Raw genomic sequence first — 18,415 nt, 5'->3', positions numbered from 1 at the left:
TTCGTGTTAATACTACCGGCATTATTGATTTCCAATGGTCAACGGCCGGAACCAGTTTCTTGACTGCCGCGATGTCTACTGCATCGGGATTCGTTGACGGCCACGGCCAGTGGGTCAGAGCAACTATGGATGTCGATAACGGCGCCAGCGGTCGCACAATTAAGTTTTATCATTCGGATGACAGCACCGACAACCCGGACTTCGTTACTTGGACGCTTATGGAAACAGTCACCCAGTCTGGTACTACTTCAATTTTTGCCAACACCGCCAGTCTGGAAATATCCGGCGATGCTCTGGGCACTCTAAGCCCGTTCGCCGGCCGGGCCCATTCAGCCGAGCTACGTAACGGTATTGGTGGAACGGTGGTGGCATCACCGCGAGTTCGCGGTGTTACCAGAGGGGCTTCGTCATTCACTGATGCCCAGGGTAATACTTGGACCGCGGCCGGAGGCGTCACAATTGAGTAGCTTAAGGATTAACTCTTTGCCCTTTATAGCAGCCTATTCTAAAATAAGCACAAGTGTGATGTGTAGTTTATCGATCAACTCCAGGGCAAAACTTTATGGCTAGGCTCCCTACACCAGGTGGAGATGACGGAACTTGGGGCAAGATCCTCAATGACTTTCTGGCTGTCGGACACAATTCCGATGGTTCTCTTAAAGACGTTGTTCTAACTAGCGGTGATCAAACTGTTGGTGGGGTTAAGACTTTTAGCTCCTCCCCCCAAGTCCCAACACCAAGTAGCACCAGCGATGCCACTACCAAGGCCTACGTTGATGCCACGGCCGGGGTTGGCCCAACCGGAGCTACTGGGGCCACCGGGCCGGCTGGTACGGCCGGGTCTCAAGGCGCCACGGGTGCAGGTGCAACCGGAGCCACCGGCGCTCAAGGTTTTGATGGTTTTAACGGAGCGACAGGGGCGACAGGCTCGACCGGGGCGACGGGGGCCGGTGTTACCGGGGCGACGGGGCCAGCCGGTGCCACCGGTGCTGGAGCCACAGGTGCGACCGGGGCAATCGGAGCCAGTGGAGCGACTGGGCCCAGAGGTTTTGCTGGCGGCGACACCTTTAGCTATACTTACGACAACTCGAGCACAGCCGATAGTGACCCCGGCGCCGGACTCTTCAAGTTTGATAACGCTACCATCTCATCGGTCCTTACAATCTATGTTGATTTGCTAGATAGCAACAACACCGATGTAACAAATTGGTTGGATAACATGGGCGGTGGTGTAGTTAAGTTATTCAACAACTCTGATCCCACTAAGTTCGCCATTTTTAGCGTTGGCTCAGTAACTCCAGTGGGTGGTTATCGCAAACTTAACGTGACCTACCAAGCCAGCGCTGGTACCCTGGGAACTTCAGCCGGTGATACAGTTATAACCTTTGCGCCACCAGGGCCAACTGGGCCCCCAGGTAATGCCAGTGTCCAAGGCGCCACCGGTGCCACTGGGCCGGTTGGGGCCGATGGCGCCACTGGAGCCAGCGGATCAGCTGGTTCGGCCGGTGGGCAGGGTGCCACTGGTGCGGCAGGAGCCACCGGAGTCACTGGTGCTACGGGCGTTGGCTCAACTGGTGCTACTGGTTCAACTGGCCGTGATGCGGGCATCAAATACACCTACTCTACCGATACCGCTAACAACGATCCGGGCAGCGGTAAAATTAAGTTTCAATCCACCACGCTCTCTTCTATTAACTCTCTGCGCATTAGCGAGACCGATGCTGATAGCAATAGCGTTAGTGCTTTGATCCAAACCTGGGATGATAGCACCAACAGCTCCGCGAAAACTACCATTACCATGGTCAAAGATGGTGCTCCCGGCAACGTTTTAGTGCTGCAAGTTTCGGGCAACATTACCGATAACGGTACTTGGGATAGCTCAAGTGTTTCTTATGTGTCATCAAGCGGCTCGTTTGCAAATAACGATACTGTCAAAATCTTTTTTGCCCGGACTGGTGATACTGGGGCAACTGGAGCTACTGGACCAACCGGGGCCACCGGAGTTGGTGCGTCTGGCCCAACTGGAGCGACCGGTTCCGCCGGCGCCACCGGATCAGCTGGCGCTACCGGGCCGACTTTTGCTGGACTCTATGCGGCCCAATTGGCTGCGCGCCAGGCTGCCAATTCTGGCCTATATGTCTGTTCCGGTGGAGCCATATCGGCCAGTGGCACGGCTGGCAAACTTGATTTAGCTTCGGGAGTCGACTTTATGTCGACCACCGAACTAAATATTTCGGCCCAATCTGCAATTAATTGCTGTTCAAATGCTGATGGCACAAACCCGCTTTGGGCTATTCTAGAGGTAGATCCATCTGGCACTGCCCAACTTAATGTCGGTGCTCCAGCTTCAACCCCAGTCGTACCCGATTTATCAGCCTCACGCGTCCCGCACGCTTTCATCTACATTCCAGCCAATGCCACTGCTGTAGATGCTTTGCTGACGGTTAATAACGGCAACGCCAAGATAATCGATGCTCGTGAGCTCCGAACGGTTCACCATGCCAGAAATCTTGGCAATGCCAATACTGGCGCTACTACCGTTACCAACCCCACGTCGCTGCAATCGCTCCTCACCAACACTGTAACCATCCCGGCTCACTCAAGCAGTGTCGGCGACGTGTTTATAGTTGAAGCCTCCGGGCGTTACACCAACACTCAAAATGATTCGACCCTCCAACTTGAACTACTACTGGGCAGTGCACTGGTAGTTACCTACACCACCCCACTTTTAACCAAAAACGGCAACGGTCGACAGTGGACCTTGCGTGCTGTACTAGACGTTTCAAGCACTGGTGGCGGCCTTATCAGCGCCCAATTTCGCATCACACCCGCGAGCTCCACGATCGCAATGATTCAGATGTCAACTGGTGCGGGTACAAGTGGTGACGATGCCATCTATGGTGGCACCTTGGCGACGTTTAATTTTTCAACCGATCAAGACTTTGACCTAAAAGCCGCGATTAGTCCGACATCTTCGACCGCTACGGTCGGTGCCAGAGTCTTTAACGTCGTAAAGTATCCAACATAAGGTAGGTTGATGTGATAAAACAAATGATCTTAGTTGGAGACTCGCTAACCGCCGGGTTTGCTTTTAGCCATTCCATTGGCAGAGGCGGCCAAGGTTGTTGGGCCGAGCTGGTGGCAGAGAGATTAAGTAATATTTCCCAGCTCGGACCACTGATGAGTTCGGGTTACCGGGGTGTCTCTATCGGTATTATCGGTAGTAGTCCAGAGTGGGATTTTACACAAGGGAACCCGTGGACTGATGTAGTTTCGACTGATGCATTTGACGTGCTGCCTTACGGCAAAGCTCGTTACGGTAACACACCGTTTCAAATAGCCACCTACAACCGGCCATCGCAGTGGCGTACGCCAGTCGGTGTGGCTATCTACTACGTCGACTACTCTGGCGGTGGTGACTGGCAATACAGAATCGATAATGGCACCTGGACCAACATGGGTCAGAACTTAGCGCATGATAACAAGATTGCTAAGTTTTACGTTCCGACCGCTGTAAACTCGACAATTGACTTCCGTGGGTTCGACGGCGGCGCGCCAATTGGGTGCTTACCGGCTGGAGTCGAACTATTTTGGACCGACCCAACCGCACCAAATGCCCACGGGCTAATAATTCACAACATTGCTGTCGGTCAACAGAGGCTAGATGGCACCACTATAGCGACATCCGGCGACCGGCTGGCCTTTATTGATTCGGTCAAATTAGGTACCGGTTCGCCAATAGACAACTACCCCAATGCCGGCACTGTCATGATGCACATCAATGACGTCACTGCCTTCAACGATACGACCCGATGGGCCAATGATCTAACTATACTTTTTAACCGGGCCTCACCGTTTGGGCCGGTTGGCTTTATGAGTCCATGGGAGTGCGATGCAACTAGTGCTACCAACCAGAACAATTATCGCAACCAAACTAAAACGACGGCGGCTAGTCTGGGCGCTAAAGTTTATGACATCTACGATGCTTGGACCAGCAACGGTTGGGGCACAGGAGTAGGTACCCAAAATGCTGCGCTGACATCAATTGGTTATCTCAACGACGGCACGCACGAGTCTCAAGCCGGCCACTTGGATCTGGCCACTAGACTTTATTGGTGGTTTAGAACTCAGCTTTTATCTGGCATCACTGAACCATCGCTAAAAACTTACACTATTGAATCAACGAAGCTACTCGATGGAGTTGAAGTTGGTGGCAGCCACGGCTCGAAAGACGCCATCACCGGATTTAACACATCGGTACTCAGTCTCTCCGGCGAATCATTTGAAATCTAGTCAACTTGTCCCACACTTGCAAACCCCATATACTACTCTTTATATAGGAGAATCTGGTGGCACGATTACCTGAGCCTGGCTCAGACCATGAGGTCTGGGGACACGTCTTAAATGATTTTTTGAGTGTTTCGCATAACCCTGATGGCACCCTCAAAAACGATGGTGTAAATGCTCAACTAGCAAGTACTACCACTATCGATGCGGCTTCTGTTGGCGTAACTCCTCATGGTCAAATTACCGAAACCGATGCTCAGGCCGCTCTCGAAGGGCTGGATAAGCGCCTAACCAACTTGATGCAATTTACGCCCGATTATTTGCAGGATTTTGCCCTAGTTTATGATGACTTTTTTGGAGCTTCCACGACTAGCGGGACGATTGGTACACTAGGCTGGTCATCAAACCTGCTCAACCCCGGCACTGTTACGGCTGGCAATGTAGACTTAGCCAATACTCCAGGCTGGTATTCACTCAATACTGGTACGGTTTCTTCGGCTGGTTCATCGTCATTGCATTTTGGCTCGACAACTTTATCCAATCAACCTGTATTCATTTGTGAGATGCGATGTTCTATGCCAATGCTGAACGACTCAACCAATAAAGCCACCTGGCGCATTGGCCTGCACGACGGCAACACTGGCGCAAATCCAAATGATGGTTTCTATTTTGAATATACCGGCGCCTCTTCGACTGTTCACAGCGTAACGGTAGTCGCGGGCAGTCGGACTAACAAAGACACGGCTACACCCCCTGTCGCTAACTCATTTTCGAAATATAAAATCATCAGCGATGGTGGTGGGGCAGTTTACTTTTATATCAACGAGATTCTGGTAAGTACGCACACCACCTCGCTAGCCGCCTTTGGGAATAACTTTGGTCCATGTCTATCAATCACCAAAACCGCCGGGACAGGTGCGAGATCGCTAAGAGTTGACTACTTCTACCTGCTCTGGTCGGTCTCGCGATGACCAATGTCCTACTTGTCTTAGCCGATGATATGCGAGCAGACCTTCTGCCATATGCCCCATTTTTAAATGGCGTCCTCAGGCCTGGAGGCACTTACTTCTCAGATATGCAGTGTAATGTGCCGGTTTGTCAGGCGGCTCGGGCTGGCATTTTAACGGGCCAGTATGCACACCACAGCGCTAATGGGATCTATGCCAATAAAGACGGCAACATTCCTGACCCTAGTAATGACTCATTGCCAGTATGGCTGGGTCCGGTCATGGCCAAAAGAGGTATGTTTGGGAAATATTTATTGGGCGCTCAGTCAACCGTCCAACCGGGCTGGGACACTTGGAGAGTGATGGGTTTAAGTGAGCAAAATTCCTGGCCTGGTGGCTATAATGTTTATAACGGTACAAGCTCATTTTATCCAGACGAGCCTCAAATAACCTATCTTTCTGGCCAAGTTAAGGATTTTATAACTACTGCCCCCGAGCCCTGGTTTTGTTATTTTGCACCGACTAACCCACACGTTAATTTAACTTTCGAACAAAATCCGTTACCAACCACTATGACAAAATATGGCCACATTCGCTGGGATTTTGTGATACCCTCAGCCGCGGAGATGGCCTCGAAACCGTCGTGGATGCAAGCGCTATCAGTCCTAACCTTCCAGGGGCGCTCAGCTCTGCGCCAAGCTATTCGTCAGCAAATACGAGAAGTTCGAGATTTAGACGACGCCTTGTCAGGCATATATGCCACTCTGCAGACATCCGGCCGTTTGGCAGACACTGTAATCTTGTTTGCGACTGATAGCGGAGTCCATTTTGGCGAGCATAACTATGGCAGTACTAGCACCAGCGATAAAAATACCCCTTACGATGTGTCATCCCGAGTACCTGGCATTGGCTTTGGCCCAGGTTTTACTTCCGGTTCCACTGTGGATACCATGACAACCTTACAAGATTTAACCGCTACGATTGCAGCGATTTGTGGTGCCACCCCGACGGTTCCTCTGGACGGCATTGATCTTAGAACATTATTAACTAACCCCAATCCAAATCGTTCGATTCTTTATGAAAGAAAACGTGATAATAAATTCCCTGATTGCCAAGGCATTTTCACGCAAACCCGTAAGCTAATGCGCTACTCTGGTACTATACCGACAACAGGACAACCAGTGGCAGGCACGGATGTATTTGAGGCCTATGACCGCGATACCGATCCCGACGAATTAGTCAGCTGGGGCAATGATGGGGGTCGAATCGACGAGCGCAATACCCTGGAAGCTGAGCTCGACCAACTCTTGAGCTCATAAGTAAATAGTTACGCTTGGACGCCAGCGGTGTACAATCAAGGTAATGGTGGCAGATCAAAAATTTCGTTTTCACGTTGTTAACTTGCCTCACACGCAGACAACTTCGGATTACATTGCCTGTGCCTACACCCAGAAAGTAATTAAATTTTGCCGGATGATGAAAGACCTGGGGCATGAGGTATTCTTGTATGCCTCCGAGGAAAACGAAGCCCCTTGTGATGAGCTTATTACCATAGTCACCAAAGCTGAGCAGCGGGCATGGTTTGGGGAATATGACTATGAGCAGCGCTTTTTTAACATCGATTGGAACGAGACCCTGCCACACTGGGTGGTGCCAAATGCCAGGGCTATCGAAGAAATCAAAAAAAGGGCTAAAGCGCGCGACTTTGTTTGCATCATTGGCGGCGTTTGCCAAAAGCAAATCAGCGATGGCTTGCCTGAGCTGATGAGCGTGGAATACGGCATTGGCTACTACGGCGTTTACGCGCCTTTTCGGGTCTATGAAAGCTATGCCCAAATGCACTTTGTCCATGGCCAAAACCGCGATGATAATGGTCGTTTCTTTGATGCTGTGATTCCAAACTACTTTGACCCATCTGAATTCCCATTCCGGGAGAAAAAGGACGATTTTTTTCTTTTCGTTGGCCGGATGATTCAACGCAAAGGTCCGGAGATGGCGTCTGAAGCCGTGCGCAGGATCGGGGGTAAATTGGTTTTGGTGGGTCAGGGCGTCAATAAAATTGAAGGCAATAAAATTATTGCCGATGAACTAACGATAGAAGGGGATCATTTGCTGCACTTGGGCCACGCCGACATTCAGAAAAGAGGTGAGCTGATGAGTCGGGCTAAAGCTGTATTTCTAATGTCATATTACATTGAGCCCTTTGGCGGGACTTCGATCGAGCCGATGTTTTGCGGTACCCCTGTCATTACCACCGATTGGGGGGCTTTTCCGGAAAACATCATTCATGGTCAAGTCGGTTATCGGGCGCGGACTTTGGGTGAGGCCATTTGGGCAGCTAGTAATTTAGATAAACTAAAACCAGCCAAAGCCATCCGCAAATACGCCATCGATAACTTTAGTTTGGATCGGGTTAAATATTTATATCAAGCCTACTTCGAGCAGCTCTATACTATTTGGGATGAAAACGGCTGGTATTCCAATTGGGATAGCGGCATTGATCGCTATCAACGCGCTCACAAATTTTATCCGGCTTAAGCCCCAGGTCAGATCAGATTTGTTATAATAACATAAGCGGATTAGAGCAATCTGATAGTTCAAGTTACTCAAACAACCCACCCATCTAGCAGGGAAAAGGGGCCTGTTAAGACCATTTTTAGTAAGAAGTTTCACGCTTTTAATGCAATTTTGTTTTCGCTCCTCATGGCAGGAGTGGGTTTGTCTTTCATGGGTGCTAGCCGAGCTGCTACGATGTCCCCGCCAGGCTCAATCCCGGCTGACTGTTCGACCGATGTAACTAGCCCGGCGACGGCTGGCAACTCAAACACCAACCTCCAAGCCTGGTTCAACACGGTGCCTAATGGCTCTACGGTCAATCTGCCAGCCAATGCCTGCTATAACACTGAGTACCCCTTTTTAATCACCGGTCGATCTAATATCACCATCAATGGCAACAATGCCACCTTTGAGCAAAAAACTAATGGCAGTGGCCTAACTTACAGCGGCAAGGACGACGTCCGGACTCGCGGGAGCGTCAAGATCCAGGATAGTTCTAATATCACCATTAGCGGGCTGCAAATCAAAGGTACCCGAACCGGGGCCTATACCGGTTGCTATAATCCGAATCTCGAGGCCCAGCACGCCTTTAACATCAGCGGCAGTAGCGGCACAGTATTAACCAACGTAACGGTGCATGACGTCTGGGGAGATTTCCTGGAATTTGCCAATGGCAATGGCGGAGCCTTGAGCGCTAATTCGACCGTAAGCAATTCGAACTTTTCTGGGGCCGGGCGTCAGGGCATTGGACTAACTTGGACCGATGGCGTCAATATCACAGGCAGCAATTTTGATACCGTTTGCCGGACGGGGATTGATATTGAGCCGCTGGCTCCAAGTAGTGGCACGGTCCATAATGTTACCATTCAAAACACCACCTGGCACAACTTTAACTACGCTTGGTTCAGCGCCGGCGGCTCGAGCACAGCTGTTGGCAATATCACCATTAAAAACAACACTACTGATCGGATGAATGTTAGTGCTTCAACTCCAGCCGGCCCGACCCGTCGCAGTGGCTTCTACTTCACTGGCAACACCACTTCAAGCCCAGCTCGCAATGAAGGTTCCTATAGCTTCGATAACATCAATGACATCATTGTTCAAAGTAACGCTTATGTATCATCGGCGCCCGATCCTCAGGTCGGCGTTGAACTTTCAAACGTCACCAAAGCTCGGATAACGGCCAACAACGTCAATCAATCTACCCCCGGGGTACGGGTCAGAAACGCCGTTAGCGATGTGATTGTTCAGGGTAATACCTATGCTATTTCGGCCGGTAATCAGGGCTATCGGGCCATTTTAGCCACTTGCACCACGGCATCCGGTGCTTGCACCTACGCGCCCTATCCTAATACTGCCAGTGTCTACGAATGTAACAATACCTATCCGGGCTTGCCAGTGACCCCCTGTCCAACAGCTGCCCCGCCGCCGGTCGCGGGTGGCGGCGGTTCAACCCAAAATTCGACTAACGCCGGCAATTCGGCATCCGGGTCCTCTTCATCATCAGGTTCTAATAATCAAACCAGTTCTGCTCATGCCCCCCAAATCAATGGGTTGAGTGATTTGCCCGGTGCCATTATCACTGCTATTCGTAACCCGGCCGTGGCCAGGGCTTGGTTCGGTCGTTACTACAATTGGATCCGCCTGAGTTTGATCTTATTATTGATTGTCACACTGATGATGCCAATTTATGAACTGATGCGAAATCGGGATTTGCGCCAAACCTTAGCCGATCACTTCTCCGGCCTGATGCCTTGGGTTCATAGTCCGCAGCCGGCCGGCGCGGGGTCGGGGGCGCCATCGATGGCTGCACTACCTACTTCAGCTGATGAGACTTATTCACCAGGACAGGTTTTCCGGCCCAGCGGACCACCAGTTGATAGCAACCAGGATAATGATCAAATTTCTTAAATAGAAAAACCGAGCGGGGGATGAGTCTCTAGATCAGAGGACTCATCCCACCAACTCGGCTTCGTGTGCGCCGGCGCTAGCGTTAGACCGACGGCGGCTTCCTGGCGGGGACGAAAAGGCAGATCCCGACCAGAAGCATGATGACAGCGATCAGCGTCATGACTGCCAGCTGGTAGCCCGTGCCTGTGAAGGGAAGGGCCGGAGCCGGCGCATTGTGCCCCATCGTCAGGCAGGGATCCGTTGCCGGGATCATCGTGCCGTGGCAATCCTGGAGGCCAAAGGCGCTCGGTGGATCAGCGACGACGACGGTGGTGGTAGGCGGAGGGTCACCAATTGGCGGGGCAGACTCAGCCCAGGCCGGGGCGGCCATGAGCAGAGCAAAGGCGATTCCAAATGCAATGAGCAGTACCTTCATCTGATTACTCCTTACGAGCGGACAATGACGCGTACTGGTTAATTATAATACCATAAGAATTATAAAAATGCAATAGTATTTTAGATCTTATAGTGGTTCAAAGTAACCACTGTCGCGGGCGATATCCCAGTGGTTGGATAAAAAGTTGCTGGTAGCCGGATTAGAGTTGAAATAATCATTCTTTTGGCAGTCGAGATGGTTTTCGTTAGTCGCATCAGGGCAGTTGTAAACAATACTTCTACCATTATAGGCAGTATTGAATACCATGCTGCCGTCGGCGTAACACATGATGTCATGCTCATCGATGCAGTGATAGGCACCGCTGGAGTGTGGAGCATCAAGCTGGACAGCACCCAGTGTATGGAACAATTCGTGCAGTGGAGAATTCTGGTTGTTCCAACAGCCGGCTGCCACAAAAGCGTACATTGGATTAGACATTTGAGTCGCCATACTGATGGAGGTGTTATTGACGGCTATATCGCCTGTACCGCAGACTGGTGCGAAGGTACCATTGGCATATTCAGCGCTCATAGCAAAGTCGGCAAAGACAACGTATCGCCGATTAGTTCTAGTGAATCCAGCGTTTTTAATTGCATCCCAGAGCACGCTATAATTGCCACCGTTATATTGATCAACCGTGCTCTTCGGTATCATGACAGTTTGGAAAGTTGGGTAGCATTGGCTATTTTGGACCATTCGCATGGTCTCAGCTTTACCACTAGCAGCGCTATCATAAGTAATAGTTTTGTTCATCAGACTGGCGGTGTTGAGCATGGTCAGGGCCAAAGCGTCACGGCGGTTGGCTAGGCCTTGTTCGTAGGCATAAATGAACTGGACTCGTTTACCGGTGACGCCGTCACTGACACAATAAAAGCCCAGCTGTCCTGGAGATGGGCTAGCCAAGGCTGAATCTGCATGATAGCCAGTGGCGGCTTGGTCGAGTTTATTTAGCTCGCTATTAATATCGAGCCCAGCCGGAACAGGGTCAGGTCCGTGGGTACAGGCGTCAATCTGGCCTCTAGCGCTATCGACTTGTTTCAATCCAGGTGCATCACAAGGGCCGCCGGGGGTTGGACTTTTAAGACCTCTTAGGGTGATGCCTTTGGCCCGCAGCTTGGCTTGGGCAGCCTTGTCTAGGCCAGGGCCCATGGCGTGGCTGGCCACTATGGCAATAATGCCAGCAAGCGAAAGCACAACAGCAACGATTACGGTCTTGCGTAAATCAAAACGTCTCAGACTAAGTAGCGGTAGACGCTTTTTCTTGGAACTTTTTTTCTTGGCTGACATAAACAATTCTTTGATAAACCTTATGCTTAAAAGTACAAGTTATTCCTGATTTAATCAAGTGCGAAGCTGTTAATTTTGGGTGCTGCTCGATCGATTTCTAAAGTAGTGCCAGGCTGAGGGTAATAGCGATACCACTATCACAATAGCGATAATTGGCAGGATGTAGTGATCAATGTTGGGGATGGATTTTCCTAGAAAATAACCAAGTAAGCAGACGCTGGTTGTCCAAAATAGGGCGCCAACAATGTTATATAGGCTGAAGCGGCCGTAATCCATCTGACCAATCCCGGCTAGCGGCGGCACCAAGGTTCTAACCACCGGCACAAATCGACTAATAATCACGGCCTTGCCGCCATGGCGGCTGAAAAAGTGCTCTGCTTGATCAACTTGCTCCGGTTTCAGGTAGCTCGACTTCTTAAATAATTGCCGACCAAAACGGCGCCCAATGGCGTACCCAACACTATTACCCAAAACGGCAGCCACAAAGACAACGGTAATTAGTCCGGCAATGTTAACGGCGTGTTGCGAGGCCATAAATCCAGCCAAAAAGAGCAGACTATCGCCAGGTAGAACAATGCCTACTAGCAAGCCTGATTCAGCAAAAACCAAACCGAAAAGCCCCAAGTAACTAAAAGTCCGAATGAAAGCTTCGAGGTTAAACATTCTACTATTGTACGTCATCAAGGCAGCCCGAAGCTACCAAAATGCTTATGCCCTGGTACAATGAGTGATATGAAAGCCCGCAATCAGGCTGGATTTACGCTACTCGAATTGATCATTACCGCCACCGTGGCGGCGATCATCATCGTTGTCGTGATCGAAGGCTTCACGGGGATCGAACAGCTCAACCGAACGGCTCGCAACGTGACCATTGCCACCCAACTAGCCCAGCAGCAGATGGAGCAGATCCGGAATACGCCCTACAACAACATTGCCATTGGCACGACCGATATCTCGAGTATTTTGACGCCCTACCCATCGCTCGGCAACCCCCGTTCGGCCACCCAAATTGTAACGACCCTGGATGCGGCCGGCCTGAAACAGGTCGACATTAACATTAGTTATACGATTTATCATCGCACCAAACGGGTTCAAGTTTCGACCGAAGTTGCCAACATCGGAGTTAACAAGTGAGGACCGCTACCTTAAACCAAGGTGGCTTTACACTGCTCGAAGTTCTCATTGGTGTAGTAGTCTCTGTTTCATTAATGCTAGTTATCACCAACTTCATGGTTTTTAGCTTGCGCAAGGGTCAAGAGGAACAAACCAAAACCGATATTTTAAACAACACCAAACTGGCCGTGGAAACCGTGGCCAGAGTGGCCAAATCGGCCAAATCGGTCGAGGCAGCTAACTCTCAACCAGATAGCAATAGCCCCGGTGCTCCGGCCAATCTCTACAGTTGGTCGGCGGTGGCTGGCTCAGGCGCCACTCTGATACTCGCCATACCGGCTCACGATGCTAGTAACAACCTGATTTATAGCGATGGTTTGCACAATAATCTCTACACCAATGATTATATTTATTACCTCGATGCCTCGACCCACCGGCTTTATCGACGCATCATTGCCAACCAATCGGCGCCCGGCAACGCAGCCGTCACCACCTGTCCCCCAGCCATCGCCACCCCCAGCTGCCCGGCCGATGCTTTGACGGTCGAAGACGTCGCTAATTTAACTACCAGTTATTTCGATGCCAACAATAACCCGGTGGCTATCCCCACTGGCACCGAAGCGGTCGAAATGACCTTAACCCAGACTCGGTCCGTTTTGGGTAAAACTTACTCCAGCAGTTACACAACCTTAGCTAGTTTGAGGAACAAGTGATGAGAATCTTTAATTGGCAATCTCCAAATAAATCTAACCGCGGCGTGGAAGCTGGTTACCTCATGTTATTAATCGTAATTATGGGTGCGGTCTTCTTGGGACTGGTGGCAGCCGTGACTAGTTCAGCCGGCGTTAATCTTAAGACGTCAAGAACCAGTCTGGCCGGGTTTGACGCCCTATCGGTGGCCGAGGCCGGGGCTGATAACGCCATCTTCAATCTTAATAAAGACAATAGCTACATTGGCACTAATACAACCTGTCCGATAGCGACAGCTGGTTCTAACCCTTCGACCTTCTTCAGCGATAACGTTAAGGGCAAGGGCACGTTCGAAACTTGCATAACTAGTGGCACGATTCCTAATGAAAAGATTGTTTATTCGACTGGTAAAATCTACTTGCCGGCCTCAGCCGCCAAACCAATTGCTGTCCGCAAATTACGGATAGTGCTAATCGGCACTTTCACTGGTACCTACGGCGTCCAGACTGGACCAGGTGGCTTGATACTGTCGAACTCAGCCAACATTATCAATGGTGATGTCTACGTGGGCGGCAAGATTACCATGACAAACTACGCAACTATTGGTTCATCTGCCAACCCATTAAATGTTTCGGCGGCCTACTATTCTTGCCCGCAGCCAACCCCCGACGGTTCATATCCTAAACTATGCAACTCAGGTGAACCCATATCTATCTCCAATCAAGCTCACATTTTTGGGACAGTCAACGCTAATAATCAATCGAGTGGGGCTGGTATGAGTAATCCGGGTCTAGCGGCCACCTCGGGCGTCGCTAACAGCGTTTTGCCGGATTATGATCGGGGAGCCCAAAAAGCGGCTGTCTCATCAACTATATCGGCATCAGCCGCCAGCTGTCGCAACAATGAAACCAGAAGTTGGCCGGCCAACGTCCACATTACTGGTGGAAACGTCACAGTGGCTAACAACTGTGTAGTAACGGTTCAAGGCAACGTTTGGATTGATGGCAGCCTGACTCTGACCCAGAAAGGTATTGTGCAAGTCGATAATAGTGTTTCGACAACTCCCACCATCATGATTGATGGAGCCGGAGGGTTGAGCTTGGATAATCAAACTAGCATATCTAGTAATGCTAGTGCCATTGGTATTCAATTTATTACTTTTTGGGCTAACAGCGCTTGTTCGCCCGATTGCAGTAATTTGACTGGGTCAGGTTTGGGCAACTCCCAAGGAGTGGTCACTATCAATTTGGGTAATCAAGGCTTGAGCGCCGGCTCGATCGCTTACGCTCGCTGGAGCAAAGTCACAGTCGGCAATAGCGGTAGCATTGGCCAGGTTTTAGGCCAGACCATCGAATTCAATAACACTGGCAATATCACTTTTGGCAACATTAGCGGTGGGACGCCGGCTTACTCTTATGCGGTGCGCTATTATGAACAGATTTAGTCGATGCCATCGATAAAAGTACGTCATCTCCTAATCGCCGGTTTGTTAGCTTTCATATTTGGAGTTTTTGCCGCCAGCCAGAACGCCAACACAGCCAAGCAGTTGGCTAATCAGGTTTTGGCGTTGGATAACGCCGGTCAACCGGTGACCGATGCTCAAAATAATTTAGCGAATTATGTTCATTCTCATATGAATGCATCGATCAAACTGTTTTTGGCCGCAAGTTTCGACCGGGCGGGGGCAACGGGCGTTGTGACCTCGGACGGGCAAGTCTATCACGATGCTCAAGCCGCTTGTACTGCTCACACTTCGGCTGTAAATCAGGCCAAATGCGTCCAAGACTATGTAGCGGCGCATTCGACGGCCGGGTCTGCTACCATTACAACGCCCACGCCTGATAAAAGCGCTTATACCACGACATACACCTCGCCCAACTGGACGCCCGACTTTGCTGGCATCATGTTTATGCTTTCAGCTCTTGGTTTTGGCTTAGCTGCAATTCTGGGCTTCGCTCAAAGACAGGGCAACAAACATACAACTTAAGCTATACTAAAATAATGAGTCAGAGTCTCAGAAGAATCATTGTTCCAACCTGGGGCCAGGCCTTGGGCTGCCTGAGCATAAGTTTCCTGACCTTGGTTATTTTATACCGAGATCAAATCTGGCAGCGACTAACGGCTGGCGGTCTGGGTGGCATATTGATGCAAGTCGATTACAGCCAAACCCTGGCCGATGTGACTAATAGTTCACTTGTACATACGTTGGTGATTGTGTTGTTCTGGAGCGCCGTTGGGTTGGTGGCCTATACTGTCGTTTGGTCACTGGTCAACGTTGTTATCGAAGCTCGCAACGAGGTGGTCCTAGAAACCGAATACACTAATCACGGCGCTTTTTGGGGCCGGTTGAGGGTGCCAGCCATGCAATTGGGACTGGCTATTGCCATGATCGCAGGCCTTTTCATCAGTTCCAAGTTCATCGTGCCGTACTGGCTTGATCTAGTATCAACTGGTCTGGCGGCCTCGGCCATGTGGCTTTCGGTCAGTTATTTTGCCATAGCCGTGCTCGGCGGTGCTGTCAATCTCTACGGCCTACTGTTGCTTGGGCAATTAGTCTTTTGGGTGGCTTAAACTATTTCTTTTGGGAATCGTGAATAGCTGTTACAACTTTGCCATCGTTCTTTAGATTTTCCCAAAACAGAACCTGACTCTTAGCTACGTACATGACATCTTCCGGCCCGTGCAGTTCATTGCCCAACTTAGCTAAAGATAACTGCTGGGTTTGAGTCGAGTTGCTGCCAGCGGCTGGTTGAGATGGTTGAGTCTGGAGATAGTAAATATCGGTCAACTTAACGTAGCTGTCATCGGCCCGTGACAGTTTACCAAAGTAAACCTGACCATTAGTCAAAAATAAAGCTTGATACTGGCTTTTTTTAACGTCTCGACCGACTTGGCGGACAAAAAAGATTTTGATTCCCATAGCGGCAATGACCAGAATCGAAACAACGATCAACAATCCAATTAGAACTCGGTGGGCTAGAGCCGATCCGAAGTATCCGGTGCCGCGCTTACCCCCTGAGTGATTAGTAGTATCCATTAACGCAAGTCCCCATCATTAATCTGTCTTCGATTGTAGCCGAGTCACTTTAGAAGTGCAATCATACCGGTAATGGTATAATTTTTAGGAATGGAGAACAGGGTGAGCACACGGTTCTGGCGGATTTATCGCTATGCGGCTTATTTATTAGGGTTAGCCCTCCTAGTGGCGATGCCAGTTAGAGCAGCCGTTCTCTCTCAAGGCTATAAAACTGATCAAGCCTATGTGGCCGGAACGGTGGTAGGGCTAGATCCAACCGCTTCCGATACGGTTCAAGCCAGCAATACCGACAACCTCGATGAATTACTAGGTGTCGTTGTTACAACTGATAGCACCTTGCTAGCGGTTTCCAACGCTGGCAGCAACACCCAGGTTGTTACCAGCGGCACCACCGCTACCTTAGTTTCAACTTTGGGTGGCGACATTAAAAAAGGCGACCCTATTACCGCATCGGCCATTAGTGGTGTGGGCCAAAAGGCCAGTGCTGCCGGTCGGATCCTGGGTCTGGCTGAAGATGACTTTTCGGCCTCAAGTCCTGGAGCGGTGGAAAAGGAAGTTGATTCTAAAACTGGCAAAGTGAAGGTGTCGGTAGGGAGTATTCCAGTGTTAGTGTCGGTCGGATACTTTACACCTAAAGGTTCAAAATCGATTGTGCCGCAAGGAATTCAAAGTCTCAGCAACTATATTGCTGGGCGAGAAGTACCAACTTTTCGAATTATTGCAGCCATTATTTTGCTAGCGATCGGATTGGCCCTAGCCGCCATCATCCTTAGCAGTGCAGTCCGGAGCTCGATGTCCTCGATCGGTCGGAACCCGCTGGCCAAATCAGCTATCAATAATGGGCTACTGAAAGTTATCTTCCTAACCTTCCTGATTTTACTGGTTACGCTAGCTTCAGTATACTTTGTCGTAAGAGGATGAGGTGGGATGCAGTTAGTTAGCGCAAGTCTAATAGCAATACTGGCAATGGTGGCGGTTTGGGGTTGGATCCGAGCTTGGCGCCTGAGCCGAAGTCCAGCCAGGAGCCTGCTGGCCAAGGCCGAGCATGGTGATAGTTTAGCCAGCGTCGAAGCTGAGGCCACCGCCAGTATTGCTCGCTCGATTCAGCAAGCGACTGAGTTATTTCAAAAAAACCTGACCGTTCAAGCTCTCAAAATTAACGATGAACTTGAAACCATTGCCAAACAACGCTTGCATAAACAAATCCAAGATTTCAGTGCGGTCCTAGATGGACTGACCACCACTGCAACCGCTAGCGTCGGTCAGCTCCAAACCTTGGTCGAACAACGCCGCCAAGCCTTAGAGGCTGGTTTAGCGACCGAAATTGTCGATGAAAAACAACGCACCCTCAGTCGGTTTTACACTCGTCTTAACGATATCGTGGCCAGCTATATCATTGATAGCCTGGGCAATGATATTGATTTATCCGGCCAATTGCCCTTCGTACTTAAAACTCTAGAGGACAATAAGGCGTTAATAAAGCAGGATTTACTGAGTGACCATTAAACCTGACAGCGATTTTTCGTCCCCGGCCGATGTCCAGAATCTGATCATTCGCTTAGAAGAATGGCAGTCGCGGATGCGCCAAAGTGGCCTAAAGCAGCGCCTCCATATTGCTGATCAAGTTAAACCCGACCAGCATTTAGTTAAAGACCTAAGGCGCCTGGGAATAAGTCGCACAGTCGAGGATCAAGCCGGCTTAGATGAAGTCATAAGTTCGCTAAAAGCTTGGATCAAAACGGCCACCTTGATTCATCTAACTTTTTCGACCCCGCCATCGCCAGACCTAGAAAGCCAAGTGGCCGATTGGTTGCACAGCAACATTGATCCCCAAATTCTGGTCCAAATCCAGGTCGATGGCACCATTGCCGCCGGTTTTGTGATGCGAACCAAAAACCGGCTTTCGGCTTTTACCGCTAATCATGTTCTCTGGCAGAACCGGGTCTCGATTACTAACTTGCTGCAACATGTTCGATAGTTCCGAATTTACGACCTTAGTCAAAAAAGGCCAGCCGACTGGCGAAGTGGTGGGTGTTAATCGGTTTCTGGTAACCTTGATTGGCCTAGAAACCGCGCCAATCGGTGGGTTGATCCTATTCGAAAACGGCCAGCACGGGTTAGTCCGCGAAGTCGCCGAGGATCACGTCATTGTTCTTAACTTGGATAGCGAGA

Annotated in this window: 20 protein-coding genes; 16 read left to right on the top strand and 4 right to left on the bottom strand. The window is 50.2% G+C overall.

Going from position 1 to position 18,415, the window contains the following annotated elements:
- The 7 genes from VLE72_01645 to VLE72_01615 all read left to right on the top strand — a co-directional run.
- Positions 1-467 (top strand): hypothetical protein (locus tag VLE72_01645; protein ID HSX14597.1); only part of this gene is annotated, 467 nt, incomplete at its 5' end.
- A 95-nt stretch (positions 468-562) separates the two neighbouring features.
- The gene (locus VLE72_01640) at positions 563-3,028 is read left to right on the top strand and encodes a collagen-like protein (GenBank protein HSX14596.1); all 2,466 of its coding nucleotides are present in this window, start codon (positions 563-565) and stop codon (positions 3,026-3,028) included.
- Positions 3,029-3,180: 152 nt separating this feature from the next.
- Positions 3,181-4,293: a hypothetical protein gene (locus VLE72_01635; GenBank protein HSX14595.1), complete on the top strand. Its 1,113-nt coding sequence runs from the start codon at positions 3,181-3,183 to the stop codon at positions 4,291-4,293.
- Between the two features lie 56 nt (positions 4,294-4,349).
- On the top strand, positions 4,350-5,258 hold the full coding sequence (locus tag VLE72_01630; GenBank protein ID HSX14594.1) for a hypothetical protein: 909 nt from the start codon (positions 4,350-4,352) through the stop codon (positions 5,256-5,258).
- Entirely contained in the window at positions 5,255-6,553 is a 1,299-nt protein-coding gene (locus VLE72_01625; GenBank protein ID HSX14593.1) for a sulfatase-like hydrolase/transferase, read from the top strand. Before VLE72_01630 ends, VLE72_01625 begins: the two co-directional genes overlap by 4 nt.
- Before the next feature lie 43 nt (positions 6,554-6,596).
- A complete protein-coding gene (locus VLE72_01620; GenBank protein ID HSX14592.1) occupies positions 6,597-7,772 on the top strand; it encodes a glycosyltransferase in 1,176 nt (391 codons plus the stop codon).
- Between the two features lie 189 nt (positions 7,773-7,961).
- Complete coding sequence (locus VLE72_01615) at positions 7,962-9,701, top strand: right-handed parallel beta-helix repeat-containing protein (protein HSX14591.1); 1,740 nt, start codon at positions 7,962-7,964, stop codon at positions 9,699-9,701.
- An 82-nt stretch (positions 9,702-9,783) separates the two neighbouring features.
- On the opposite strand, the gene VLE72_01610 is transcribed toward VLE72_01615, so the two are convergent.
- The 3 genes from VLE72_01610 to VLE72_01600 all read right to left on the bottom strand — a co-directional run bounded on the left by VLE72_01610 (position 9,784) and on the right by VLE72_01600 (position 12,066).
- Positions 9,784-10,116 carry a hypothetical protein gene (locus VLE72_01610; GenBank protein HSX14590.1) on the bottom strand — a complete coding sequence of 111 codons (333 nt, stop codon included), beginning with the start codon at positions 10,114-10,116 and terminating at the stop codon, positions 9,784-9,786.
- Between the two features lie 87 nt (positions 10,117-10,203).
- Complete coding sequence (locus tag VLE72_01605; GenBank protein ID HSX14589.1) at positions 10,204-11,403, bottom strand: hypothetical protein; 1,200 nt, start codon at positions 11,401-11,403, stop codon at positions 10,204-10,206.
- 69 nt (positions 11,404-11,472) lie between these two features.
- On the bottom strand, positions 11,473-12,066 hold the full coding sequence (locus VLE72_01600; protein ID HSX14588.1) for a DedA family protein: 594 nt from the start codon (positions 12,064-12,066) through the stop codon (positions 11,473-11,475).
- Positions 12,067-12,135: 69 nt separating this feature from the next.
- Between VLE72_01600 and VLE72_01595 the strand changes: the two genes are divergently transcribed.
- The 5 genes from VLE72_01595 (at position 12,136) to VLE72_01575 (ending at position 15,777) form a co-directional block, all read left to right on the top strand.
- Positions 12,136-12,537, top strand: a complete 402-nt coding sequence (locus tag VLE72_01595) for a prepilin-type N-terminal cleavage/methylation domain-containing protein (GenBank protein HSX14587.1) — start codon at positions 12,136-12,138, stop codon at positions 12,535-12,537.
- Positions 12,538-12,611: 74 nt separating this feature from the next.
- Positions 12,612-13,229 (top strand): hypothetical protein, encoded by a 618-nt coding sequence (locus tag VLE72_01590; GenBank protein ID HSX14586.1) that lies wholly within the window; start codon positions 12,612-12,614, stop codon positions 13,227-13,229.
- The gene (locus VLE72_01585) at positions 13,229-14,650 is read left to right on the top strand and encodes a hypothetical protein (protein HSX14585.1); all 1,422 of its coding nucleotides are present in this window, start codon (positions 13,229-13,231) and stop codon (positions 14,648-14,650) included. The genes VLE72_01590 and VLE72_01585 overlap by 1 nt, the downstream gene beginning before the upstream one ends.
- A 3-nt stretch (positions 14,651-14,653) precedes the next feature.
- Positions 14,654-15,193, top strand: a complete 540-nt coding sequence (locus VLE72_01580) for a hypothetical protein (protein HSX14584.1) — start codon at positions 14,654-14,656, stop codon at positions 15,191-15,193.
- 14 nt (positions 15,194-15,207) lie between these two features.
- The gene (locus VLE72_01575) at positions 15,208-15,777 is read left to right on the top strand and encodes a hypothetical protein (GenBank protein HSX14583.1); all 570 of its coding nucleotides are present in this window, start codon (positions 15,208-15,210) and stop codon (positions 15,775-15,777) included.
- 1 nt (position 15,778) lies between these two features.
- Here VLE72_01575 and VLE72_01570 read toward each other — a convergent pair whose 3' ends face one another.
- On the bottom strand, positions 15,779-16,243 hold the full coding sequence (locus tag VLE72_01570; protein HSX14582.1) for a hypothetical protein: 465 nt from the start codon (positions 16,241-16,243) through the stop codon (positions 15,779-15,781).
- Between the two features lie 90 nt (positions 16,244-16,333).
- Here VLE72_01570 and VLE72_01565 point away from each other — a divergent pair, with 90 nt between their 5' ends.
- The 4 genes from VLE72_01565 to VLE72_01550 all read left to right on the top strand — a co-directional run.
- Positions 16,334-17,164: a hypothetical protein gene (locus tag VLE72_01565; protein HSX14581.1), complete on the top strand. Its 831-nt coding sequence runs from the start codon at positions 16,334-16,336 to the stop codon at positions 17,162-17,164.
- Between the two features lie 6 nt (positions 17,165-17,170).
- A complete protein-coding gene (locus tag VLE72_01560) occupies positions 17,171-17,749 on the top strand; it encodes a hypothetical protein (GenBank protein ID HSX14580.1) in 579 nt (192 codons plus the stop codon).
- Positions 17,739-18,221 carry a hypothetical protein gene (locus tag VLE72_01555; GenBank protein ID HSX14579.1) on the top strand — a complete coding sequence of 161 codons (483 nt, stop codon included), beginning with the start codon at positions 17,739-17,741 and terminating at the stop codon, positions 18,219-18,221. Before VLE72_01560 ends, VLE72_01555 begins: the two co-directional genes overlap by 11 nt.
- Positions 18,211-18,415 (top strand): sodium-transporting two-sector ATPase (locus tag VLE72_01550; protein ID HSX14578.1); only part of this gene is annotated, 205 nt, incomplete at its 3' end. The genes VLE72_01555 and VLE72_01550, both read left to right, overlap by 11 nt.

Source organism: Candidatus Saccharimonadales bacterium (genome assembly GCA_035480635.1).
Taxonomy (GTDB): domain Bacteria; phylum Patescibacteriota; class Saccharimonadia; order UBA4664; family DATIHN01; genus DATIHN01.
Note: the sequence above shows the minus strand (reverse complement) of the source record. Positions and strands in the feature narration are given on the sequence as shown.